18 protein-coding genes are annotated in these 23,481 nt (G+C 61.3%); 13 read left to right on the forward strand and 5 right to left on the reverse strand.

All coding sequences use genetic code 11. From position 1 onward, the window contains the following. Nucleotides 1-45: 45 nt before the first annotated feature. Entirely contained in the window at nt 46-1,863 is a 1,818-nt protein-coding gene (locus OBACDRAFT_RS16405; protein WP_088179311.1) for a DNA translocase FtsK, read from the reverse strand. 202 nt (nt 1,864-2,065) lie between these two features. Here OBACDRAFT_RS16405 and OBACDRAFT_RS16410 point away from each other — a divergent pair, with 202 nt between their 5' ends. Further along, the gene (locus OBACDRAFT_RS16410) at nt 2,066-3,424 is read left to right on the forward strand and encodes an MFS transporter (RefSeq protein ID WP_232767268.1); all 1,359 of its coding nucleotides are present in this window, start codon (nt 2,066-2,068) and stop codon (nt 3,422-3,424) included. 27 nt (nt 3,425-3,451) lie between these two features. Here OBACDRAFT_RS16410 and OBACDRAFT_RS30835 read toward each other — a convergent pair whose 3' ends face one another. Continuing rightward, nucleotides 3,452-4,327, reverse strand: a complete 876-nt coding sequence (locus tag OBACDRAFT_RS30835) for an AraC family transcriptional regulator (RefSeq protein ID WP_052362140.1) — start codon at nt 4,325-4,327, stop codon at nt 3,452-3,454. A gap of 115 nt (nt 4,328-4,442) precedes the next feature. Here OBACDRAFT_RS30835 and OBACDRAFT_RS16420 point away from each other — a divergent pair, with 115 nt between their 5' ends. From OBACDRAFT_RS16420 to ettA, 4 genes are all read left to right on the forward strand, one after another. Then, nucleotides 4,443-5,858, forward strand: a complete 1,416-nt coding sequence (locus tag OBACDRAFT_RS16420) for a glucuronyl esterase domain-containing protein (protein ID WP_052362141.1) — start codon at nt 4,443-4,445, stop codon at nt 5,856-5,858. 420 nt (nt 5,859-6,278) lie between these two features. Continuing rightward, nucleotides 6,279-8,657: an alpha-galactosidase gene (locus tag OBACDRAFT_RS16425; protein ID WP_043587493.1), complete on the forward strand. Its 2,379-nt coding sequence runs from the start codon at nt 6,279-6,281 to the stop codon at nt 8,655-8,657. 95 nt (nt 8,658-8,752) lie between these two features. After that, entirely contained in the window at nt 8,753-9,109 is a 357-nt protein-coding gene (locus OBACDRAFT_RS16430) for a four helix bundle protein (protein ID WP_043587495.1), read from the forward strand. Nucleotides 9,110-9,245: 136 nt separating this feature from the next. Next, nucleotides 9,246-10,946 (forward strand): energy-dependent translational throttle protein EttA, encoded by a 1,701-nt coding sequence (gene ettA, locus OBACDRAFT_RS16435; protein WP_043587497.1) that lies wholly within the window; start codon nt 9,246-9,248, stop codon nt 10,944-10,946. Nucleotides 10,947-10,982: 36 nt separating this feature from the next. Here the strand turns inward: ettA and OBACDRAFT_RS30840 are convergent, their stop codons facing one another. Further along, nucleotides 10,983-11,999 carry a LacI family DNA-binding transcriptional regulator gene (locus OBACDRAFT_RS30840; RefSeq protein WP_052362142.1) on the reverse strand — a complete coding sequence of 339 codons (1,017 nt, stop codon included), beginning with the start codon at nt 11,997-11,999 and terminating at the stop codon, nt 10,983-10,985. A 168-nt stretch (nt 12,000-12,167) separates the two neighbouring features. Between OBACDRAFT_RS30840 and OBACDRAFT_RS16450 the strand changes: the two genes are divergently transcribed. From OBACDRAFT_RS16450 to OBACDRAFT_RS16460, 3 genes are all read left to right on the forward strand, one after another. Next, nucleotides 12,168-12,839 carry a choice-of-anchor R domain-containing protein gene (locus OBACDRAFT_RS16450; protein WP_043587503.1) on the forward strand — a complete coding sequence of 224 codons (672 nt, stop codon included), beginning with the start codon at nt 12,168-12,170 and terminating at the stop codon, nt 12,837-12,839. Between the two features lie 92 nt (nt 12,840-12,931). Next, nucleotides 12,932-13,669 (forward strand): type II secretion system protein, encoded by a 738-nt coding sequence (locus OBACDRAFT_RS25630; protein ID WP_052362143.1) that lies wholly within the window; start codon nt 12,932-12,934, stop codon nt 13,667-13,669. A gap of 118 nt (nt 13,670-13,787) precedes the next feature. Next, complete coding sequence (locus tag OBACDRAFT_RS16460; protein WP_052362144.1) at nt 13,788-16,553, forward strand: endo-1,3-alpha-glucanase family glycosylhydrolase; 2,766 nt, start codon at nt 13,788-13,790, stop codon at nt 16,551-16,553. On the opposite strand, the gene OBACDRAFT_RS28410 is transcribed toward OBACDRAFT_RS16460, so the two are convergent. Then, nucleotides 16,528-16,692, reverse strand: a complete 165-nt coding sequence (locus OBACDRAFT_RS28410) for a hypothetical protein (RefSeq protein ID WP_157837140.1) — start codon at nt 16,690-16,692, stop codon at nt 16,528-16,530. The genes OBACDRAFT_RS16460 and OBACDRAFT_RS28410 overlap by 26 nt on opposite strands. A 271-nt stretch (nt 16,693-16,963) precedes the next feature. On the opposite strand from OBACDRAFT_RS28410, the gene OBACDRAFT_RS16465 reads away from it, so the two are divergent. Further along, a complete protein-coding gene (locus OBACDRAFT_RS16465; protein ID WP_043587505.1) occupies nt 16,964-17,224 on the forward strand; it encodes a hypothetical protein in 261 nt (86 codons plus the stop codon). A gap of 150 nt (nt 17,225-17,374) precedes the next feature. On the opposite strand, the gene OBACDRAFT_RS16470 is transcribed toward OBACDRAFT_RS16465, so the two are convergent. Then, nucleotides 17,375-17,812: a hypothetical protein gene (locus tag OBACDRAFT_RS16470; protein ID WP_232767270.1), complete on the reverse strand. Its 438-nt coding sequence runs from the start codon at nt 17,810-17,812 to the stop codon at nt 17,375-17,377. A gap of 297 nt (nt 17,813-18,109) precedes the next feature. On the opposite strand from OBACDRAFT_RS16470, the gene OBACDRAFT_RS16475 reads away from it, so the two are divergent. The 4 genes from OBACDRAFT_RS16475 to OBACDRAFT_RS16490 all read left to right on the forward strand — a co-directional run bounded on the left by OBACDRAFT_RS16475 (nt 18,110) and on the right by OBACDRAFT_RS16490 (nt 23,218). Next, complete coding sequence (locus OBACDRAFT_RS16475; RefSeq protein WP_043587508.1) at nt 18,110-18,772, forward strand: metallophosphoesterase; 663 nt, start codon at nt 18,110-18,112, stop codon at nt 18,770-18,772. 39 nt (nt 18,773-18,811) lie between these two features. Further along, nucleotides 18,812-19,474 carry an isochorismatase family protein gene (locus OBACDRAFT_RS16480; RefSeq protein WP_081722124.1) on the forward strand — a complete coding sequence of 221 codons (663 nt, stop codon included), beginning with the start codon at nt 18,812-18,814 and terminating at the stop codon, nt 19,472-19,474. Next, nucleotides 19,467-20,486, forward strand: a complete 1,020-nt coding sequence (locus OBACDRAFT_RS16485) for a 3'-5' exoribonuclease YhaM family protein (RefSeq protein WP_043587510.1) — start codon at nt 19,467-19,469, stop codon at nt 20,484-20,486. The genes OBACDRAFT_RS16480 and OBACDRAFT_RS16485 overlap by 8 nt, the downstream gene beginning before the upstream one ends. Nucleotides 20,487-20,830: 344 nt before the next feature. Further along, the gene (locus tag OBACDRAFT_RS16490; protein WP_043587528.1) at nt 20,831-23,218 is read left to right on the forward strand and encodes a sodium:solute symporter family transporter; all 2,388 of its coding nucleotides are present in this window, start codon (nt 20,831-20,833) and stop codon (nt 23,216-23,218) included. Nucleotides 23,219-23,481: the final 263 nt, after the last annotated feature.

A 23,481-nucleotide genomic window follows, 5' to 3' on the forward strand; every position in this document is an offset into this window, starting at 1 on the left:
CAGGTTTGGTCATTCTTAATTCTTAATTTTTAATTCTTAATTAACTCAGAGGTCGCCGGGTTGGACGAAGATTTCGCGGGGGTTGTTGCCGACTTGGGGGCCGATGTAGCGGCGTTTTTCCATCTCGTCCATGAGGGACGCGGCGCGGTTGTATCCGATTTTCAACTTCCGTTGCAGATAGCTGGTGCTGGCGCGTCCGTGCGCGGCAATGACTTCGAGGGCTTCTTTTATCATGGGATCGGCTCCGGCGGGGATGTTGCCGCCGCCCTCCCCCCCCCCGCCTTCGGCCCCGGCTTCGGCGCCGCCGGGCGCGTCCTCGGGGCGAAGCTCGACACGGTAGCGCGGTTGCACCTGGGCTTTGAGATAGCCGACGACTTTTTCGATCTCAGCGTCGTCCACGTAAGGGGCTTGCAAGCGCTGGAGGCGGCCAAGGCCGGGTGGACTGAAGAGCATGTCGCCGCGACCTTGGAGCGATTCGGCTCCCTTCGCGTCGAGGATGGTGCGGGAGTCCACTTGCGAAGAGACTTGGAAGGCCATGCGCGTGGGGTAGTTGGCTTTGATGATGCCGGTGATGACGTTGACGGAAGGGCGCTGGGTGGCGAGGACGGTGTGGATGCCGACGGCGCGCGACATCTGGGCGAGGCGGGCGATGGGGGTCTCGACTTCGTTGGAGGCGGTCATCATGAGGTCGGCGAGTTCGTCGATGATGAGGACGATGTAGGGGAGTTTCGGAAAACCTTCGGCGGCGGCCTTGGCGTTGTAACCGGCAAGGTTGCGAACGTTTTTTTCGGCGAGGGTTTCGTAGCGTTGTTCCATTTCGCGCACGAGCCACTTGAGGGCTTGCACGGCTTGCTTGGGTTCGGTGACGACGGGATGGATGAGGTGAGGGAGGTTTTTGTAGATGGCGAATTCCACAATCTTGGGATCGATGAGAACCATCTCCAATTCGTCAGGACGAAACCGATACACGAGCGAGAGGATGAGGTTGCTGATGCACACGGATTTGCCGCTGCCGGTGGCTCCGGCAATGAGGGCGTGGGGGGCGCGGGCGAGGTCGCAGAGGATGTGGCGTCCGGCGATGTCAACGCCGAGGATGAGGGGGATGTCCATCTTGTTGTCCTGCCAGGCGGTGGTCTGGAGGGAGCCGCGCAGGGTGAGGGGGACGGAGGTGCGGTTGGGGATTTCGATGCCCACAAAACTTTCGCCGGGGATGGGGGCCTGGATGCGCACGGCGCTGGCCGACATGGCGAGGGCGAGGTTTTTTTCGAGCGAGGCAATGGTCTCGACGCGCACGCCAAAACCGGGGCGGACGCGGAACTGGGTGACGCGGGGGCCGACGATGGCGTCATACACGAAGGCGTCGATGGCGAAGCTGTCGAGGGCGTCCTGGAGGAGGCGTTTGCCGGTCTCGATATCGGCGGTGTCGGCGAACTGGTTCTCGTTGGAGTCGGGGGCGCGCAGGAGGTCGAGCGTGGGGAAGCGGTAGCGTGCCATCTCTTCCGAGGTGAAGGGGTCGGGGGGGATAAAGATGGAGCGCGCGGGTGCGGGGGTCGATGTCGAGAGGGGGGGGGGGGGGGGGGCGTCGGGATGGGTAACGGAGAGCATTTCGCCGGCGCGTTCGGTCGCGCCTTGGCGGAGGACTTCGAGGTGGTCGAAGGCGTCTTCGAGTCGGTCGCGGTGGCGGGCCTGAATCGTAAGACGTTCCTCGTGGCGCACATCAATCTCTTCGCGCCAGGCGGCGAGGAGTTGCTCGTCTTCGGCAAGCAGGGCCTGCGCGGTGGATTCCTGCGAGACGGCGGCAGAGACCGCGGCGGCTGCGGCGGACGAGGAGAGGAGAGTGCTGGCGGTGCGGGCTGCAGGCATGGATTGGTAAAAAAAGGTTGGATGTTGGAGCAGGCGTGGCGCGGTCTGCAAGCGCACGAAGGCGGGAGAGTGCAGATGTTTAGCTTTTATCGACAGAGGCGGTGCATTTGGTTCTGGTGGCAGGGCCTGTTTTCAGGCCATTTCGCAAAACCATTCTCGCGTGAACGCATCCCGGACTCTGGCTTTAGCCCGTAAAAAAACCTTGGCGGACAACTTCCGCCTGTGCACCGCCGATGGCATTTACGCCGTGCCGCTCGTCATGATGACGCTGCCGGTCAATGTCGTGCTCGCGGCGTTGTTCACCAAGGCGATCCCGCTCTCCACGGCGGCCATTGGTTTTATCACGTCGCTGCCGTTCATGTGCAATTTTCTGCAAATCATTGTGTCGCCCTTGCTCACGCGCTGGTTCTCGGGCAAGGCCATCGCCATCGGCACGAGCGCGGCGGGCATGGTGAGCTGGGGAGTGTTCGCGGTCATGCTGTCGTTTTTGCCCGCCGACAATCCGCAGGTCGCGGCGCAGTGGATCGCAGGGTGGTTTTTCGTGACGAGCTTTTGCGCCTCGCTCACCGGCGTGGGCTGGAACTCGTGGGTGCAGGAGTGGGTGCCGGTGCGGTTAAGGGGCAAGTATTTCGGGCGACGCAACCGGCTGCTCCAAATCGCCAACATGCTGTTTCTCCTCGCAGCAGGCTGGGTGCTGGCAAAATGGAACTACGCGATTCCGGCATTCCAGGCGGTGATTGTGGCGGCGATTGTGGCGCGCGTGCTGTCATTGCGCGCCCAATACAAGATGCAGACGCAGCCCCGCCAGCGCGACACGCAGCAGGCGGGATCGTTGCGCGACCAGATGTGGGTGCTGGGACAATCGAGGTCGTTCGTGCTGTTTATTTTCTTCGGTTCCGTGTGGTCGTTCGCGGCCAATATTTTCGGGCCGTTTTACCACAAGTTCATGCTCGACCAGATGAACCAGTCAGCCTTCGACATCGGCATCATTTCGACCTGCGGCGCGATGGGCGCGGCGCTTTCGATGCCGGCCTGGGGGCAACTCATCGACCGTTTCGGCAACAAGTCGGTGATGGCGGTGTCGCTCATCCTCTGGCAGCTTCAGAACTACCTTTGGTGCATCATCGGTCCCGGCATGGATGCGTGGCTCTATGGCATGTGGATCTGGGGTGGAATGACCAACGCGGGGTTCACGCTGGGGATGTTCACGTTGCTGTTGAAACTCATCCCGCCCGGAGCGAAGGGCCTCGCCATCGGCGCCAACCTGGCGCTGACCTCGCTGGTGGCCGCCATCGCCCCGATCCTCGGCGGCGCCGTGCTGGAATGGGCGTTGCTGCGCTGGCCGGGTCAGGCGTTGCAGGTTTACCACGCGTGTTTTTTTGTGCAACCCACGCTCGCGCTGCTGGGAGCCTTGCTGCTGCTGCGCATTCAGGAACCCGCCGCGGCGTCATTCTCAAGCGTGGTGGGCGCAATGCGCAACGTGCGCACGCTGAGCGGCGTCTTCGGACTTTCCTACCTCGCCAGCTATATTTTTTACAAAGACAAGGACCGGCCGAACTGACTCCCCCCTCTCCCCCCCCCCCCCGGATCATTGCGCTGTTGCCGGCTTCGGTACGTCATGCCGATTTCGATACAAGCGCGGCGATTTTCCGCTCAGTCGCTTGAAAAAACGGGAGAAACGGAATGCGTCATCAAACCCAAGTTCGCCCGCGATCTCCGCCACGTTGAGCGATGTCTCCAGCAACAAACGCCGGGCGGTCTCGAAACGATACTGGTCAATGAACGCCTTCGCCGGGAGCCCCAGGCTGCTCCTGAAAACACGATTCAAATAAGGCGCCGAGCACCGCAAAGCCGCCGCCAGTTCGCCCACCTTCACCTGCCCGCCCGCCGCCATGCGCTGCTCCACATGACGACGCGCGCGCCGGATCAAATCGCTCTCCGTCCCCGTGGGAAACGTCCGCCCGAAATGCATCTCCAACGCCGCCGCGATCAGGTGCTCAATCAGTATCCGCACATTGTCGTCCGCCGATTCGCGCCACAAGCCCGCCGCCCCCAGCAACGCCGTGTGCAGCTGCCTGCCCACCCCTCCCCCCCCCTCCCCCTCGCCGCTCTCGTTCTTCCCCATACAGCCCGCCGGATACCGTCCGGTCATCTCCGCCACCGAAAACTTGAACGACCAGCCCCGCTTGCCGCGCGGATGGTGAAAATGATGGGTGGTCTGCGGCGGAATAAAAATGATGTCTCCTTTTTTCGGATACAACCGCGTCCTCTCGATGCGCAGCGAAAACCCGCCCGCCTCGACGACCTCCATCTGCCAGTAGGGATGCACATGCTCGATGTGTTTCCAGCCCGTCCGCACATGGCCCTCTATCCGCACCAGTTCCACGGTCAGGGGCTGAAAAACCCTCCGCCGGTTCATTTCGTCGAGGTGCTGGTTCCAGGAATCGTTGGCGCGGTAGGTCATGGTTTTTTTTCTGGTTTCGGTTTTGCCATGTATTTCACCTCTCCCGCCATTCTACAAGCACGCGAAAACGCTATGCTTTTCTTTCGTTTCATCCGCCATTCTTTCGTAACTGAAAATGAAATACAGCAATCCCGTCTCCATCCTCAGCACCACCGTGCTGATTGCATTCTCCGCCATGCTAACTCCACTACCTGCCCAGTCCGCGCCCGCCACCAACTACGACGAATCGGAAGTGGGCTCATTGCCAATCCCTGACGTGTTGACCGCGACTGATGGGACAAAAATCACGGACAAGGCAGCATGGCTGGCGAAGCGCAGACCGGAATTGCTGCGCAGTTTCGCCAATGAAGTTTACGGGAAAACCCCTCAAGCCCCCGTAACCATGCGCGTCTGGGAAACCGCACCTGACAAGAGCGTCTTCGGCGGCAAAGGTGTCATGCGCCAGACAACACTGGAATTCAGCGCGGCGGCGGCGGCGACGACGATGGCGGATGACACGACCACGGGCGGGGCGAAAGCCGGTGCCACCACTGCCGCCCGCGTTCAGGCATCGCTCCTGTTGTTTCTTCCCGCCGCTGCTCAGAACAAACCCGTGCCGGTGTTTGTTATCCTTAATTTTTGGGGCAACCACAGCGTCATCAATACCCCCGATATTGCGCTGTCGGACGCGTGGTTTCGCAACAGCGACGCGCTCGGTTACATCAACCATCGGGCGACCGAATCCTCGCGTGGTTGCAAGGCGAACCGCTATCCGATCGAGGCGATTCTCGAACGCGGCTACGGACTCGCAACCGCCTACTACAGCGATTTCGATCCAGACGTTGACGACGATTTTCAGAACGGCGTGCATCCCTTGTTTTACCGCGACGGGCGGCAGGAAAAGCAAAGGCCCGCCGATGACGAATGGGGCGCGATTGGCGCGTGGGCCTGGGGGTTGAGCCGCATGGCGGATCACCTTGTGAGTCTGCCGCAGGTTGATGCGCACAAGCTCATCGTGCTCGGCCACTCGCGTCTCGGCAAAACGGCTTTGTGGGCAGGCGCACAGGACGAGCGGTTTGCCATCGTCATCAGCAACAACTCCGGTGAGGGCGGCGCCGCGCTCGCCCGGCGCAATTATGGGGAAACCATCCGTGATCTTAACCGCAACTTCCCGCACTGGTTCTGCAAAAACTACCGTCGTTACTCCGGCAACGAGGGCGCGTTGCCTGCCGACCAGCACGCCTTGATCGCCTTGATGGCGCCGCGTCCTGTTTACATTGCGAGCGCGGTCGAGGATCGCTGGGCCGATCCCAAGGGCGAATTTCTGTCGGGCAAACTTGCGGAGCCTGTCTATGCCCTGTTCGGCAAACCTGGTCTGGGTGCCAGCGTCGATTCGCTCCCCGCTCCAGAAACCCCGGTCGGCGATTTTATCGGTTACCATTTGCGCAACGGAATCCACGACCTGACACCCTACGACTGGAACCGTTTCATGGATTTCGCCGACCGGCGGTTGCGCCCGGTTTCCCCGGATTCGCCGGGCCAAAAACCGTAACCGCGAATGGACGCCAATGATCGCGAATAAAACCAAATGAATCTGCTGTCTTCATTCGCGGTTACGGTTTGGATTCTTTGGTTTTGGCTCAGCCATTTTGTATAATTTCCGGTCTCATCAGTCCCTCAAGTTTGTCATCGGTTTGCCCTGACATTAATCTGGGCTGCACACGGCAACTGCGGCATCGTCACTGCCGCATGGATGGCGCGGACAGAGGAGGTGATCGTTGGAATTAATCAGGCACGGCGACGGTGGACGAGCATTGGAAATGCGGCACAAATAACGCTCGCGACCAAGGCATGGAACCGGCACTCGATCACGAAACAACAAAGCTCGCCCTCACCGCCCGCCTCCTGCCAAGTTGCGCGTTTTCATTTTTGCCAACCGTTTTCCAACCACCTTTCCATCAGACTACGCATCATGCCTATCCAATACCACAAGGACACCGCGACCTTCCTTCTCCACGCCGGCGACACCACCTACGCCATCAAAATTTCGGACCAAAACATCCCTCTCCATCTCTACTGGGGGCCCTCGCTCGCCGCTGACGCGAACATCGAACACCCAACATCCAACGCCCAACATCCAACGAAAAACACCGGCGCACATTCACCTGCGGTCCGCTCCACCTCGACGTTGGCTGTTGAGCGTTCGGCGTTCGATGTTCGGCGCGAATGCGCCGCCCCCCCCCCCCCCCCCCCTGCTGGTCTTGACGCTCTCGTCCGCACCGGCGACCGCGCCTTCTCCCCCACCCTCGCCGGCGCGCCCTGGGGCATCAGCCTCGACACCCTGCCGCTCGAATACCCCGTCCACGGCACCTCCGATTTCCGCGAGCCCGCCCTTGAGGTTTACCAGCCCGCCAACGGTTCCCGCATCCTCGATCTCCGCTACAAAACCCACCGCATCACCCCCGGCAAACCCGCCCTCGCCGGACTCCCCGCAACCTTCACCCGCACCGGCCACACCACCGACGCCGAAACCCTCACCCTCGTCCTCGCCGACGCCCTCACCGGCCTCGAAGTCGAACTGCTTTACACCGCCTTCGCCGCCCACCCGATCATCACCCGTTCCGCCCGCATCACCAACCACGGCAAAGCCACGCTCGAAATCCGCCGCGCCCTCTCCGCCTCGCTCGATTTTTCTACCGCGCATGACGGACACCAGTTCATCCAACTCTCCGGCGCGTGGGCGCGCGAACGCGATGTCATTGCCACACCACTACGCCAAGGCCGTCAGACCGTGGACAGCCGCCGCGGCACCAGCAGCCATCAGCAAAACCCCTTCATCGCCCTCGCCCAGCACGGCACCGACGAAAATCGCGGCGACGTTTACGCCTTCAATCTCGTTTACAGCGGCAACTGGATGGCCCAGGCCGAACTTGAGCCCACCCGCCAAGTCCGCGCCCAGATCGGCATCAACCCCTTCGACTTCGCCTGGCAACTCGCCCCCGGCGACAGTTTCCAGACGCCCGAAGCCGTCCTCGTCCACGTCACTGACGGCGGCCTCGGCGGCATGTCGCGCGCCCTTCACCGCTTCTACCGCGCCCACCTCCTTCGCGGCCACTGGCACGACAAACCCCGTCCCATCCTCCTCAACAACTGGGAAGCCACCTACTTCGATTTCAACGCCGACAAACTCGAAAAAATCGCCGCCACCGGCGCGCAACTCGGCGTCGAACTCTTCGTGCTCGACGACGGCTGGTTCGGCCACCGCGACGACGACCACACCTCGCTTGGCGACTGGGTGGTTGACCGCAAAAAACTCCCCGGCGGCCTCGACGACCTTGCCCGCCGCATCAACGCGCAAGGTCTCTCCTTCGGACTCTGGTTCGAACCGGAAATGATCTCGCGTGACAGCGACCTTTACCGCGCGCACCCCGACTGGTGCCTGCACGTTCCTGACCGCGCCCGCACCGAAGGTCGCCAGCAACTCGTCCTCGACTACTCCCGCGCCGAAGTCCGCAACGCCATCTACGACGCCATTGCAAAAATCCTCCGCGCTGCGCCCATCCGATTCATCAAATGGGATATGAACCGCCACCTTACCGAAGTCGGTTCTGCCGCCCTCCCCCCCGCGCAGCAGCAGGAAGTCGCCCACCGCTTCGTCCTCGGCCTCTATGAAATCATGGAACGCTTCGTCACCGAGTTCCCCGAAATCCTCTTCGAAGGCTGTTCTGGTGGCGGCGGACGCTTCGACCCCGGCATCCTCCACTACATGCCCCAAATCTGGACTTCCGACAACTCCGACGCCATCAGCCGCCTGCGTATCCAGTATGGCACTTCACTCGCGTATCCGCTCTCCACGCTCTCGGCGCACGTCTCCGCCGTTCCCAATCACCAAGTCGGCCGTGTCACGCCCATGCGCACCCGTGGCGACGTCGCCTTCACTGGAGCCTTCGGTTACGAACTCGACCTCGGCCTCCTCTCCGACGAAGAGAAAAACGAAGTCCGCCGCCAGATCGAATCCTACAAAAAACTCCGCCCCCTCCTCCTCACTGGCGACCTCTACCGCCTCATCAGTCCCTTTGACGGCAATCGCACCGAATCGGCCTGGCTCGTCGCCGCGCCCGACGCCAGCGAAGCCCTCGTCACCCACGTTACGATCCTAGCCGAAGCCACCGCCCCCCACCGCTTCCTCCGACTCCGCGGCCTCGACCCAACAAAAACCTACCGCGACACCGCCACCGGCGCGACGTATTCGGGAACCCTTCTCCAACACGCCGGCCTCCCCATCCCCGCCGCCAAGGCCGACTACACCAGCCACCAGTGGCACCTCGTGGCAGTTATCAGTGAACAGTGAAACAGTGAGCAGTGAAACAGTGCGACACAGCGACAATCGAAACCGGGCAATAATTCCACTGTTCACTGCTCACTGATAACTGTTCACTGCGACGCATGACTGCTTACGAAAAAGCGTATGCCTTTGCCGTACGGGTTGTGAATGCCTACAAACACATCACGACGGACGGGAAAGAGTTCGTTCTATCCAAACAACTTCTTCGCTGCGGCACCTCTATCGGAGCGAACCTTGCCGAAGCCAATGCTGCCATATCCACCGCAGACCTTTCCGCCAAAGTTTCCATCGCTTACAAGGAAACCCAAGAAACCAAATACTGGTTAGACCTGCTCAAAGACACCGGCTATCTGACAACTGCTGCCCATCAAAGTCTTCACCGTGACGCCGACGAAATCGCCGCGATGCTCTTTTCAACGCTCAAATCCACTAAAAGAACGAGAAACAGTGATCAGTGAACAATGAAACAGTGATCAGTGAAGTAGTGATCAGTTCCAATATTTCTGCTGCCACCGAACACAAATTCCCCTCTTTTCACTATCCCGCTGCTTCACTGCTCACTGCTCACTGCTTCACTGCTCACTGTTCACTGTCATGCCCGCCGAACCGAAAATCATTTTTTCCATGATCCGCGTCTCGAAGAAAATCGAGCGCAAGGAAATCCTCCGCGACATCTCGCTGTCCTTTTACTACGGCGCGAAAATCGGCGTCCTCGGTTTCAACGGCTCCGGCAAATCCTCCCTTATGCGCCTCCTCGCCGGGCGCGACACCGAGTTTGACGGACACCTCCACTTCGAGCCCGGTTACACCGTCGGCCTCCTTGAACAAGAGCCCCAACTCACCCCCGGGAAAACCGTCCGTGAATGCGTCGAAGAAGGCATCGCCCACCTCAAAGCCCTCACCGACGCCTACGACGCCTCTTGGGACGAACTCGCCGCCGCCACCGATGACGCCACCCGCGACGCCATCGCTGACCGCCAGCAAAAACTCCAGGAGCAGATCGACCGCCTCAACGCCTGGGACACCTCCGCTCTCGTTGACATGGCCATGGACGCCCTCCGCTGTCCGCCCGGCGACCACGTCATCGAAGGCACCGGCGCCACCTGCACCCTCTCCGGAGGCGAACGCCGCCGCGTCGCCCTCGCCCGCCTCCTCCTTCAGAAACCCGACATCCTTCTCCTCGACGAGCCGACCAACCACCTCGACGCCGAAAGCGTCCAGTGGCTCGAACAGCACCTCTCGCGCTACGAAGGCACCATCATCGCCGTCACCCACGACCGCTATTTTCTGGACAACGTCGCCCAGTGGATACTCGAACTCGACCACGGCCACGGCATCCCGTGGAAAGGCAATTACAGTTCCTGGCTCGAACAAAAACAACGCCGCCTCGCCGTCGAACAACGCACCGAAGACCGCCGCCAGAAAGCCATGGCCCGCGAACTCTCCTGGATCCGCCAGTCCGCCCGCGCCCGCCAGGCCAAGTCGCAAGCCCGCATCAACGCCTACGAGTCGATGCTCAAGGAAAACACCACCGAAAAAGAGCGCGAATTTGAAATCCTGATCCCCCCCGGTCCCCGCCTCGGCAACCTCGTTGTCGAAGCCGCCAAAGTCAGCAAAGCCTACGGCGACAACCTTCTCTTCGAAAACCTCACCTTTGCCCTCCCCCCCGGCGGCATCGTCGGCGTGATCGGCCCCAACGGAGCCGGCAAGACCACCCTCTTTCGCCTCATCACCGGTGTTGAAAAACCGGATACCGGCGAACTCCGCGTCGGCCCCACCGTGCAGATTGCCCACGTCGATCAATCCCGCGACAGCCTTCCTGATGAGCAGACCATTTACGAAGCCATCAGCGGCGGCGAAGAAATCCTCAAACTCGGCGGCAGCCGCGAAATCAACGCCCGCGCCTACTGCGCCCAATTTGGTTTCACTGGCGCGGACCAGCAGAAAAAAGTCGGCATCCTCTCCGGTGGCGAACGTAACCGCGTGCACCTTGCCCGCCTGCTCAAAAGCGGGGCCAACCTGATCCTCCTCGACGAGCCGACCAACGACCTCGACGTCAATTCCATCCGTGCTCTCGAAGAAGGACTCGAAACCTTTGCTGGTTGCGCCGTGGTGGTCTCACACGACCGCTGGTTTCTCGACCGCGTGGCGACGCACATCCTCGCCTTCGAAGGAGACAGCGCCGTGTCGTATTTCCCCGGCAACTACACCTCATACCTCGAAGATTACCGCCGCCGCAAAGGCAAGGAAGCCGACCAGCCCCACCGGATAAAATACCGCAAACTCACACGGTAACCCTCCCCCCCCCCCCTGCCCTCCGCGCATCTTCGCTCACCAACCGCACCACCTGCCATTGGTGAGCAACATCTTGGGCGCAGCCGGAACGCCCCGCTCATTGCGATTTAATTGCTCCATCACCAAATCCACTGCGTTGGCGGCGATCTGCTCGTATTCCTGATCGACGCCCGCCCCTCCCACATTCTCCGCCCGCAGCAGTGACGCCCAACGCATCTGCGGCATCCGTCCCGACATGGATTTCGGCCACGCCTCGATGTCACTGCAAACCAGCACATCCGGCTCCTCCTGCGTCAGCCATGCGCACACCCCCTGTATATCTATTTTGTGAACATCAGGCAGCAGCATGAACAACCGCTCCGCCGCCCGCCGCCCCCGCTGTGTGTCCCGGCCCGGATGATTTTGCAAAAACGCCGCCTCATACGCCCCGAAATTCAGCTCATGCACATGCCGCCGGATCAGCGCCGCCGGACGCCGAAAGCCCCCCGCCAACAACTCCCGCATCGTCAGCGTCATCCCCATAAAATGATTATGCGCCGACAGGTGAAACCGCACCGGCCACTCCGCCAGCCCGATCTTGGCCACCGCCACCCGCGAAAAATCCGCCGACTCGATACCCGTCGGCGGATGTAATGTTGAGGCGAATACCAACCCATAAATCCCCCGCGCAAACAACACATCCAGCAAACGCCCTAGTGGCATATGCTCCTGATGCGGCCAGAACTCCTCCACCGCGAAACCCAACTGCCCTGCCCGCCGTCGCACCCCCTCGCGCACCCAATAAAAATACGTGGACTCCCGCGTTACCTCCTTCGATTGCTCCGGCCACACCAACGCCAGCACCTCCCGTTGCGCATCCAACCGCGCCGCCCGCACATGCGCCATCAACGACATCAACCGCGGGTCCGTCGTGTAACCCAACTCCGCCGCCACCGAAGCAATCCGTTCCTGCGTCTCGCGCGACACATTCGCGTGCTGCCGCAGCGCATACGACACCGTTGACAACGAAACCCCGGCCTTCCGGGCGATCTGGCGAAGAGTGGGACGCGGCATGATGTTTTCAGGGAAAATTCAGGGAAAAGCGACCGTCGAAGAGACAATCGGAAATCAACGATCTGAACGCGTTCGATCGAGCCGTTATTGTTGTCCCCTGGCAAGCCTGCAAGCTCCCCACCGACGCTCAAGGCAACCGCCAACAACCACCCTCCCAAACCACCACATATGAAAACGCATCTCCGCCAACTCCTCACACTCGCCGCCCTCACCGGCACCCTGCTCCTCGCAAGCACCGCCGCCCAGGCGGCCACCATCATCGGCAATCTCGATGCCTGGACCTCCGCCTCCGGCACGGCGGCCACCATCAGCAGCACCGGCAGCAAGGCCGTCGGGTTCACCATGAAAGGCGACGCCTATGCTGTCACCAGCATCGAACTACGCTTCACCGTTGAAACAACCGCGCCCGCAGCCATCACTGCCGAAATCTGGTCAGTCAGTGCGAACGGTAAACTCAACACCGCCATCGCCACCCTCACCACCTCTGATGCCATCACCGCCGGCACCACAAACAACTTTACCTTCACCTCCACCAGCCCCGTTATTCTCAATTCCAACACCACCTACTACATCATGCCGCGGGTGACCAGCGGCTCCCTCAAATGGACGGTCGGCAATCCCAGCGTTACGCCAACCGGCATCGGAGCCACCACCATTGCCAACGCCCTCTATGGCAATCCCGCCAGCCCCACCATTTGGAACACCAGCACAACGCTGAACTGGTTCAAAATCAGCGGCGAACTCAGCCAAGTCCCCGAACCAGCCACCACCGCAGTCGCCGCCGGACTGGGCGCCATGCTTCTTGTGCTCGCCATCCGCCGCATCAAACGCGACGCCTGACAAAACACATCGAAGCCCTTCTTTAAAAAACACAGGGACGAAACAAAAACACCTGGTCCCACTCTTCCCCCCCCCCCCCCCGTTTCCTCTCCATGCACCGCCCCCCCCCTGCTCCAACCTCAATTGAGAAACAACCAAGGCGCGGTGGCACCTGTCTCGATGTTGGACGTTCGCGCGAAGCGAGCGCATTCACGCTCATCGAACTCCTCACCGTCATCGCCATCATCGGTATTCTCGCGGCGATCATCATTCCTGTTACCGGCAAAGTCCGGGCCATGGCGCGCAAAACCAAATGCCTCTCCAATACCCGCCAGATCGGCCTCGCCTTCCTCGCCTACGCCGGTGACAACAAAGATGCCCTGCCCGTCCAGACCGCCTCACTTGACAGCAGCGACCCTGATAGTTGGGTTGCAAAAATCTCCTATTACACTGGTGGCCACGCCGTGTTTACCTGCACCGAATACCGCGCCGAAACGCCCGGCCCCATCCCAGTCTCGCACCGCCTCTACAACGAATACGTTTCCCGCAAATCCCCCCCCGGCACCAAGCCCGTTCCGACACGCATCACACAGTCCAACGCGCCCGGTCGCGACGTCCTCATGATCGAACAAACCGGAGGCACCCCCATCAGCCACACCCTTTCCAGCATCGTGAGTGACCGCGCCTCAAACTCTTGGTGGCACTACCCGCACCCAGGCCAAGGCACGCCCGTCGACCCCACCCACCCCGACAACGTCACCCGCTGTGTCCTCTACGTTGACGCTCACGCCAGACAACTCCCCCGCAACGGCATCCCCCTCGAACACTGGACCTGGCCACCGACTAACTGAAATTAAAAGTTAAGTTCCGATCGAAGCGATCAGTCCGCCATTTTAAAAAACGTCCCCCTCCCCCCCCCCCCCCCCCCCACACACACCACGCGCAAACCCATACCCACACTTCATCCGCATGAACCACCGCCGCCACCTATTTCTTTTCCTGCTTCCCCTCGCACTCATTTTCAGCTCCTCCCCCCCCGCCCACGCCGCCGAAGTCGCCGACCAAACCCTCGCCTGGGCGCACTACACCCCCTGGTGCACGCCGCTCAACACCACCCTCACCATCCCCAACTATTACAACTACCCCCTCTTCCGCTCCACCGGCGACAATCAAGCCGACTGGGCCAAAGAATACCGCCAGGCCAAAGCCCAAGGCATCGACGGATTTTTCGTCGATCTCGTATTCAGTAAAAACCAACAAAAAGCCATCTACAGCGACACCCTACACGCCATGCTCAAGGCCGCCGAAGGCAGCGATTTCCTCATCGCCCCCTGCCTCGACGTCAAAACCACCGTCGAAAAACAAGTCGCCGAACTCGACCGGATGCTCACCCTCTTTGGCCACCACCCCAATTATCCCCGCTACAACAACAAACCCATAGTCGTCACCTACACTTGGTCGCAATGGACACCGGACGAATGGCAGGCCATCCGCACCCAACTCCACGACAAAGGACACGACATCTATCTCGTCGCCCACCTTGCCCGAAGCTACCAAATGCAAACCCGTGAGTGGCTGCTCACTCAACTTGCCAACGCAGACGCCGCCTATGCCTTCGGTTTTCGCGGACTCGACGGCATGCCCCGCGACTATACCGCCAGCCTCATCTCCACCGTCGCGGATGAAGCGGGAAAACCCTACATGCCCGGACTCGTGCACGGATACTACGGCGCATGGCTTAACGGCAGAAACGATTTTTACCAACCTCATCAAGGCTTCGACCAATTGCACAAAAGCTTCCAACTCGTCCGCCAAGGCCGCGACCGCTGGCTGCACTTCACCACATGGAACGACCACGACGAAAGCAGCCTCCTCCCCATGCTCTTCACCACCGCCACCCCCCTCCTCACCAAAGCCTACGCCGACGCTTTCAAAGGCATCCCCCCCTCCACCCCGCAACCCGAAGTCTGCTTCGCCTACCACCGCGAGGAAATCCCCGGCACCCTCCTCCGCATCGAAGCCATCAACCTCCCCAACCTCGCCCGCGGCCCCGTATCGGTAAAAGGACTACTCCTCGACCGCGACGCAAAAACCGTCGCCACGCTCGACGAAAAAAAGCTCACTCCCAAAGACTTTGACCGCGCCGAATGGCTCATCCCCACCGCCCCCCTCGCCGCCTCCCCACACCTCACACCACGCATCACCATCAGCAGCCCCGGATACGAACACACCGCCAGCCTCCCCCCCATCCTCCTCGTCAACGGATGGCATCAAAACGCCGTGACGGTAAAAACCCCCGCCCGCCACCACCTCAGCCCCGCCGAACTAAAAAACACACTCACCCTCCGCCCCACCTCACCCGACACTATCGAGGCCACCTTGACTTACGAAGCCACCAGCGACATCGCCAGCATCACCCTCTTTCGCAACGACCGCCCCATCGCCCCCATCCTCCCCGCCACCCACGGAAAAACCCTGATGAGCCTCTACATCAAAGGCTCCTCTAACTACGAAATCAGCACCGACCCCACCGGCGAAATCCTGAACGCCGTCAGAAAATTTTCCGAGAAAAACGACCCCACCTTCCACCTCGTCAACAGCACCACGCTCGTCTGCAAACAAGGCAAAGACTGGGCTCCCGCCGGCCTCCTTCTCGCCCTCACCCCTGACACCCGGCTCACCATCAAAACACCCAGGAACCCCCCGCTAATCATCACTGCCCGCGAACTCGCTGAAACCGAACTCCTGCGCCTCGACAACCTGCAAATCGAAAGCCTCCCCGCCGACCCGACACTCCAAAACCACCCCGCGCTCAAAATCAAAAACGGCCACCACACCCTCTCGCTGCTCATCGACGCGCAACACGTATCCGATATGTATTACACACGCTACGAAACCACGGACGGCCGCGTCGCGTTCTCCGAAATCGCCTACCCCTTTGCCACGCCCGGAAAACTCATCCCGGTCAACCTCATCGAAACCTCCATCAATCTCGAAACCAGTTCAGGCGCGAGCGGCATGAAAGGAGAATCTGAATACCTCTCGACCAACGTTCCCTTTCGCACACCCACGGTCGTCACCGCGCACATCCCTCCCGAAACCATCCGCGCCGGACACTGGAGTTTTGACGGACACGGACGCGACAGCCTTGGCGACATGCCCATCATGCCCCCCCCCTCCCCGATCCTCTTTGCCCCGCGCTCGGAAGACAACGAACCCGACGCCGGACAAGTCCTCGTGCTCGACGGCAAACAACCGCTCAAAATGCGCCTCCGCACCTGGCCGATTGGCAACACCACCGTCGACTTCCAACTTAACCCAACCCCCGGCGCCACCAAGCCGCAATCCGTCATCGGCCGCGGCGGCTGGAGCGACGCGATCAACATCAACCTCCTGCCCGACGGACGCGTCGAAGTGGTGCGCAATGGCAACGAAACCGTGCCTGTTGAGACGCTGCACAGCCGTTCCCCGCTCCCCTTCGGCCAATGGAGTCGCCTGCGCGTCACCAACGACAGCCGCCACCTGCGCATTTACATCAACGACCAACTTGACGCGGAAAAATCCGTGTCCCCCGCCCGCAGCTATGGGAACTCCACCTGGTATTTGGGCAGCGGATACAAGACCTACGCAAACTACCGTGGCCGGATCGACAACCTGACCGTTTGCGGTGCCGCCTTCGCGCCCGACGATCCCAATTTCCCAATACCGCTCACGCGTGGCAGCGCACATCCATGAGTGTGGCGGAGGCGAAAAATAAATCGACACGCACAAGTGTTTGCGGCGCATCCCAGCGCAACGTCAGTGCAGGCGCAGCATCGTTCGGGTCGGCGACCCACACGTGCGTGGCGGTCCATGGGACGAATGTGGCCGTCAAGCGCATTTTCGGGCGCGAAGACATTGAGCGGCGGTTCGAAATCGAGGGCGAGCGGCAGCCGGCAGACAGGGAGCACGGCGTTTCCCTTTTCTCCGGAGGTCGGACAACGAGAAACACCGACGCGGGAGACTCCAGCGTAACGCCAAAGTCGAGCGTCACTGTCACCGTCTGCACTCCCCCCCCCCCCCCCCCTCGCTTCCGCCGCCACCGATTTCGTGCTCGCCGACCGACGCTGGAACAACGTATCCCCTAACCAATCATTCCCTCCGTCATGTCCTCCCGCTTCGAAGCTCCCGAATCCGAGTCGCTCAGAAAATTCGTTCTCCACGTGATCGACGAAATGCCTTGGCGCGTTGTCGCGGCCATTCTCTTTGTCTGCTTCTTTTTCTTCTATGGAGCCACCAACGCCGCGCTCAAAGTCACCGGCATTGACCCCGCCACCATCGACTTTCCCGCCGGCCCGCTGATCGGCGTCATCGCCAGCATCATCCTGTTCTTTGTCCTCGTCCGCGTGAAACGCCGCACCCGCTGATCCGGCGGAGGCACCATCAGCCTGAAATTGTCTCACGCAGAGGCGCAGAGAAAACCAGAAGTCGGAAAACAGACTCTGACCTCTGACGTTTGCTCTCTAATTTTTGTTTTCTATTTTCTCCGCGCCTCTGCGCCTCTGCGTGAGACAATTTCAGGCTGATGGCTCCGGCTCCGCCTGCGTCACTTTACCTCCGACCAACGCGGCAAGTTGCTCCTGAATGGACAGGAAAAACTCCGGACTCAGATCCGTGACACTCGGTATCTCATAAAACTGCTTCGACTTCGCGTGCTCATAAATCGCGCGACTCCCATCCGCGCTCGTTCCCTTGGGCCGCAGCACGCGCTTGCGTTCCAGCATCAACGCCAGCACCTGCATCATCCGCGTATTATTCTCCGCGCCCTCCGTCGTGCCCTCCGCGTTGGCCGGATCGGCCAGCGACAGGAACAACGACTCCGCCGTCAACTTGAGTTCGCGCTCGGGATTGTCCGCCTGCTTGCGCGGCTTGAAAATCTGCACCCACCGGCAAATCACGCGCCCCGGCGGCGCAAACCCCGCCGCCTCCGACTCCAGCAAATCGTAACGCACCACCTCCGGCGCCACCCCCGCCCCACCTCCCCCCCACGCCCCCGGTCACACCGCTTCCCGTGCCCTCCACCGCGACGACCTCGCCGCTTCCCGATCCCTTCCGGCTCTCCCCCGCAGCCTCCCCGGTTACCGCGCCTGCCGCCTGCGCATCGGGGCGCACCAGGTAGCTCGCCACCCGTTCTCCCTCCGTAAAAGGACGGCCACTCACAAAACACACCGGGGTCAGCGACTGCAGATTCATATCCATAGGGGTTTCGTGTTTACTTCCACCCGGCCTGGACGCTAGCAAATTTCCCGCTCATGAACGGTCGCATCATCACCATCGGCGACATCCACGGTTGTCATCAGGAATTCGCCGACCTGCTCCAACTGATCGCGCCCACCCCGACCGACCGCATCATCCTGCTCGGCGACCTCGTCAACCGCGGCCCCGACAGCTCCCGCGTCATCGACCTTGCGCGCCAGCACCGCGCCATCTCCCTGCTTGGCAACCACGAAGCCCGCCTCCTCCTCTGGAAACGCACCGGCGACCGCTCCGGCCTCAAGGAAGCCGACCTGCTCACCATCGAACGCCTGCGCCCCGAGGACTGGCTCTACCTCCAGACCATGCAACTCACCCACTACATCCCCGAACTCAACACCGTGTGCGTCCACGGCGGATTCCTGCCCAACGAACCCTGGCAAAAACAACCCGCCTCCGTCGTCACCCGCATCCAAGTCATCGACGCCGCGGGCCGCCCGCGCAAACGCTCCGAATGCCCCGAAGGCCAGCTCTGGGCCGATCTCTGGAACGGCCCCCCCTTCGTAATCTACGGCCACACGCCCCGCCCCGACGTTTACAAACTCAAGTGGTCCATCGGCCTCGACACCGGCTGCGCCATGGGCGGCCAGCTCACCGCCTGCATCCTCCCCGAAAAACGCATCGTCCAGATAAAAGCCCGTCGACGTTACTACCCGGCATGATTCAACATCCCCCCCCTTCCCTCACTGCACACACACACCATGGCCAAGAAAACACCACAACGCCGCGCCACGCAAAAATCTGAGACTTCAAATCTCAAATCTCCGACTCCCTCCATCCCCCCTGCCGCATCCTCCGCCCCCGCGCCTGCGCCCGCCCCCCTCCCCGGCGTCGCCCTCATCGCCATTGACCTGCAACCCATCTTTCTCAAATCCATCGCCAACGGCGACACCGTGCTCCGCCGCTCCCAGTTCGCCATCGCCGCCGCGCGCGGACTCGGCATCCCCATCTTCTTCACCGAACAACTCCCCGCCAAACTCGGCCCCACCGACGCCCCCACACGCGTCCTTGCGCCCGACGCCCCCGTCCTCGGCAAATCCGCCTTCTCCGCCCTCGACGACAGCACCGGCCTCCTCGACACCCTCCACCGCCACTCCATCGAACACCTCCTCCTCTGCGGCATCGAGACCCCCATCTGCGTTTACCAAACCGCCATCGACGCCATCGGCGCCGACCTGCAAGTCACCCTCCTCACCGACGCCATCGGCGCCCGCCGCCCCGACGACGCCCGCGCCGCCCTCGCGGCACTCGACCGCGCCGGAGCCCACCTCCTGCCCGCCGAAACCGTTTATTATTCGATCCTGCGCGACGCCTCCCACCCCTTCTTCAAGACCTACACTCAACTCGTCAAAAACCATGGCTGAACCCACCCGCACCTCCCCTCCCCCCCCCCCCTCCGCGCCCCTGCTCACGGTCCGCCAGCTCAAGTCGCCCGAACTCATGCCCGGCGCGCCCTTTTCCGCCATCGTAGTCATAAAAAAACTACAGACCAAGACCGCCTCCAACGGCAACCCCTTCCTCAGCGTCGAACTCGGCGACCGCGGCGGCTCCTTCAACTGCACCATTTTCAACGACGGCCCGCTCTTCGAACCCGTTCGCAACGCGGGCGAAGGTGCCGTGCTCCGCATTGAAGGCCGCGCCGACAGCTATCAAGGCCGCTTCTCCCCGCGCCTCGGACGCGTCGCCGTGGTCAGTGAGGAAGAACTGACCGCCACGCCCGACCTCGTGGAAAACCTCGTCGAACTCGCCCCCGAAAACGCCGACGCCCTCTGGGCCGAACTCCTGCAATACATCGACGCCATTCCCCACGACGAACTCCGCATGACGGTGCGCAGCGTATTTGAGGAGATCGGCGACAGCTTTCGCTGGTCGCCCGCTGCCGTTGCCATGCACCACGCCTACCGCCACGGCCTGCTTGAGCACACCATCCACATGGCCCGCGTCTGCCAGGCCCTGCTCCCGCTCTACAAGGAAGTTGACCCCAGCCTCGCCCTCGCCGGCATCCTCCTGCACGACACCGGCAAGACCATCGAATACCAAGGCACGCTAGCCACCCGGCGCAGCCGCCGCGGCATCCTGCAAGGCCACGTCGTGCTTGGCTACCAACTCGCCCGCAAGCACGGCATCAAATCGCGCCTCGACCCCGACCGACTCGAACGCCTCGAACACATCATTCTCAGTCACCAAGGCGAACCCGAGTGGGGAGCCGCCGTGTATGCCGCCACGCCCGAGGCCGTCTTCGTGTCGATGATCGACAACCTCGACGCCAAGATGGGCATGGTCCAACGCGCCCTCCGCCAGGCCGACCCCGCATCCGAATTCTCCGAACGACTCCCCGGCCTCAACACCCCCCTGCTCACGACGCCGGTAAGTTGATCATACACTAGAGGGCGGGTCTCCTGACCCGCCAGACGCGGCGTAGCCGCGCCATCCGGAATTACGAGGTTCGCGCTTACGCGCGAGCCTCGCCGACTGCTCAGGAGACCCGCCCTCCACTAAGGAACTGCCTCCCGGCGAACACCATTTGACGCGATTACTCGCGTGATTCGCCGTTCCATTCAGGGATCGAGCCACCCGCTTGTGATTTGCAGAAAATCTATTCCAAGGACTTTCCAACGAAAAAGATTGCCGCCCCACTGCCGAATCCGAGATTCCCTTCCTTTTACATTCGGCAACCCGCCTCAACCAACCCTCCCTACTATTACAAGGAACCTCAACCCATGCACTGGATCGACTGGCTCATCACAATCGTCCCCCTAACCATCATCCTCTGGGTGGCGATTCACTGTCGCAAATACGTGCGAGGCGTCGCCGACTACCTCGCCGCCGGGCGCGTCGCCGGACGCTACGTCATCGCCGTCGGTGACCTCACAGCCGGCCTCGGCGTCATCACCCTCGTTGCCCTCGTCGAGACCAAATACCAAGTCGGCTACGCCATCACCTTCTGGGACTACCTTGTCGTCCCCGTCGGCATCATCATGGGACTGACCGGATACTGCAATTACCGCTTCCGCGAGACGCGCTCGCTCTCGTTCGGACAGTTTATCGAGATGCGCTACAGCCGCTCCCTGCGCATCACCGCTGCCGTCATCCGCACCGTCTCGGAGATGCTCACCAACGCCATCGGCCCCGCCATCGCTGCTAACTTCTTCATCTACTACCTCGGACTCCCCCACAAAATCATGATCATGGGCATCAACATGCCCACCTTCGCGATCCTGTGCGCGATCATCCTCGCCATGTGCGTGTGCGTCATGTGGCCGGGCGGACGCATCGCCCTCATTGTCACCGACGCCTTCCAAAGCATCATCTGCTACCCCATCTTCGTCGTCATCGCCGGCTACATCTTCTTCAAGTTCAACTGGCACGACGTCATCGGTCCCGTCATGATGGACCGCGCCCCCGGTGAAAGTTTCCTCAACCCCTTCGACATGCACAAATTGAGGGACTTCAACCTCTTCATGCTCATCACCCACCTCATTGCCTCCGTCCTCAACAAAGCCTCCTGGATTGGCAATGACAGCTCCATTTGCGGACGCACCCCCCACGAGCAAAAAATGGCCGGCCTGCTTGGCCAGTGGCGCAATGGCTTCTCCACCCTCATGTGCCTGCTCATCGCCGTCATGATCATCGCCCTGATGACCCACGGAAAGTTTGCCAAGGAATCCCACAACATCCGCCAGCACCTCTCCGACAAAGTCGCCGCCGAAGTCCTGGCCGACGTCCCCGCCACCCGCGCCGCCCTCAAGGAGAAAATGACCTCCCTTCCCGTGCTGCGCCACGAAATCAACCCCGACATCACCACGCACCCCCGCCCCGACAACCCCAACAAAAACGTCGTCGGTGAACCCTTCCCCCACGCCTACCTCTCGCAAGGCACCAACCTTGACACCCACTATTTCGACGCCGCCCGCTCCGTCCTCAGTCCCGACGACGCCAGCCCCGCCGAACGCGCCCAAGGCAACTACCGCTTCCAAAAATTCCGCACCCTCTACAACCAGATGATGCTCCCCGTTGCCTTCCGCGAAATCGCCCCCGTCGGCATCGTCGGCCTCTTCTGCCTGCTCATGATCATGCTCATGCTCACCACCGATGACGGGCGCATCTTCAACTCCTCCTCCACCATCATTCAGGACATCGTCCTCCCCCTCATCAAGCGTCCCCTCACGCCCAAGGAGCACCTTCTCACCCTGCGCATCGGCAGCGTAGTTGTCTCGTTCTTCTTCTTCCTGTGCTGCCTCTTCTTCGTGCAGATCGACTACATCAACATGTTCGTCACGATCATGTGCTCCGTCTGGCTCGGCGGTGCCGGCCCCATCATGATCTTCGGCCTTTACAGCCGCTTCGGGACGACCACCGGTGCCTTCTGCTCGCTCATCTTCGGCTCCGGCTTCTCCGTCCTCGGCCTCTTCTTCCAGTATAAATGGGCCAAGCTCATTTACCCCTGGCTCGAACACCACGGCTTTGTTGACAGCGTTGGCAACGCCTTCCGCGTCCTCTCCTCGCCCTTCAACCCCTGGATTGACTGGCAGATGAACCCCGTGAAGTTCCCGATCAACTCCTACGAACTTTATTTCCTCGCCATGTTCAGCGGCGTCATCGCCTACGTCATCGGCTCGCTCATCACCAAAAAAGCCGAGGGCTACAACCTCGACCGCCTCCTCCACCGCGGCATCTATGCGACCGAGGGCGAGAGGAGAATCAAGACCTCATGGACCATTCGCAACTTCGTCGGCAAACTCGTAGGCATCACGCCCGAGTACACCCGGGGAGACAAAATCATCGCCTGGTCCGTCGTCTGCTACGCCATAGTCTATAAGTTCGGCCTGTGCTTCCTCGCCGTGCTTATCTGGAACATGATAAAGCCGTGGCCCCTCGAATGGTGGAGCCAGTATTTTTACATCACCAACATGTGGGTGATGATCATCATCGGCGCGGTCTCCACGGTTTGGTTCTTCATTGGCGGCATCATAGACATGCGCCGCCTCTTCAAAGACCTTGCCGCCCGCGTGGACAACCCCCTCGACAACGGCGTGGTGGAAGGCCACGTCTCCATCGCCGACAAAGCCGCCTTCGAAGCCCGCACCCACAAGAAGCAGGACGACTGATCCCCCCTTGTGGAGGGCGGGTCTCCCGACCCGCCAGACGCGGCTTCGCCGCGCCCATCCGAGAAATCTCACCCAGAGACGCGGAGGCGCGGAGAGGCTGGGTTTCCCGCCACGGCGCAACGGACGCAACGCTGAGAGGCAGAGAGATCACGCAGAGGCGCAGAGAAAACACAGAGGGCTAGAGCGTTTTCAGTTGAGATGTAGCCGTCGTCTTAACGGTAGGGAGGCCTCTCGTAACTGTTTAGCGAGGGGGGGGGGGGGAA

Source organism: Geminisphaera colitermitum TAV2 (assembly GCF_000171235.2).
Taxonomy (GTDB): domain Bacteria; phylum Verrucomicrobiota; class Verrucomicrobiia; order Opitutales; family Opitutaceae; genus Geminisphaera; species Geminisphaera colitermitum.

Excerpts from the sequence above, each read along its gene's own strand:
- OBACDRAFT_RS30835 (WP_052362140.1), bottom strand. The coding sequence starts at position 4,327 with ATGACCTACCGCGCCAACGATTCCTGGAACCAGCACCTCGACGAAATG.
- OBACDRAFT_RS30840 (WP_052362142.1), bottom strand. The coding sequence starts at position 11,999 with ATGCCGCGTCCCACTCTTCGCCAGATCGCCCGGAAGGCCGGGGTTTCG.
- OBACDRAFT_RS16490 (WP_043587528.1), top strand. The coding sequence starts at position 20,831 with ATGCACTGGATCGACTGGCTCATCACAATCGTCCCCCTAACCATCATC.
- OBACDRAFT_RS16405 (WP_088179311.1), bottom strand. The coding sequence starts at position 1,863 with ATGCCTGCAGCCCGCACCGCCAGCACTCTCCTCTCCTCGTCCGCCGCA.
- OBACDRAFT_RS16425 (WP_043587493.1), top strand. The coding sequence starts at position 6,279 with ATGCCTATCCAATACCACAAGGACACCGCGACCTTCCTTCTCCACGCC.
- OBACDRAFT_RS16430 (WP_043587495.1), top strand. The coding sequence starts at position 8,753 with ATGACTGCTTACGAAAAAGCGTATGCCTTTGCCGTACGGGTTGTGAAT.
- OBACDRAFT_RS16475 (WP_043587508.1), top strand. The coding sequence starts at position 18,110 with ATGAACGGTCGCATCATCACCATCGGCGACATCCACGGTTGTCATCAG.
- ettA (WP_043587497.1), top strand. The coding sequence starts at position 9,246 with ATGCCCGCCGAACCGAAAATCATTTTTTCCATGATCCGCGTCTCGAAG.
- OBACDRAFT_RS25630 (WP_052362143.1), top strand. The coding sequence starts at position 12,932 with ATGCACCGCCCCCCCCCTGCTCCAACCTCAATTGAGAAACAACCAAGG.
- OBACDRAFT_RS16480 (WP_081722124.1), top strand. The coding sequence starts at position 18,812 with ATGGCCAAGAAAACACCACAACGCCGCGCCACGCAAAAATCTGAGACT.
- OBACDRAFT_RS16485 (WP_043587510.1), top strand. The coding sequence starts at position 19,467 with ATGGCTGAACCCACCCGCACCTCCCCTCCCCCCCCCCCCTCCGCGCCC.
- OBACDRAFT_RS16460 (WP_052362144.1), top strand. The coding sequence starts at position 13,788 with ATGAACCACCGCCGCCACCTATTTCTTTTCCTGCTTCCCCTCGCACTC.
- OBACDRAFT_RS16465 (WP_043587505.1), top strand. The coding sequence starts at position 16,964 with ATGTCCTCCCGCTTCGAAGCTCCCGAATCCGAGTCGCTCAGAAAATTC.
- OBACDRAFT_RS16420 (WP_052362141.1), top strand. The coding sequence starts at position 4,443 with ATGAAATACAGCAATCCCGTCTCCATCCTCAGCACCACCGTGCTGATT.
- OBACDRAFT_RS16450 (WP_043587503.1), top strand. The coding sequence starts at position 12,168 with ATGAAAACGCATCTCCGCCAACTCCTCACACTCGCCGCCCTCACCGGC.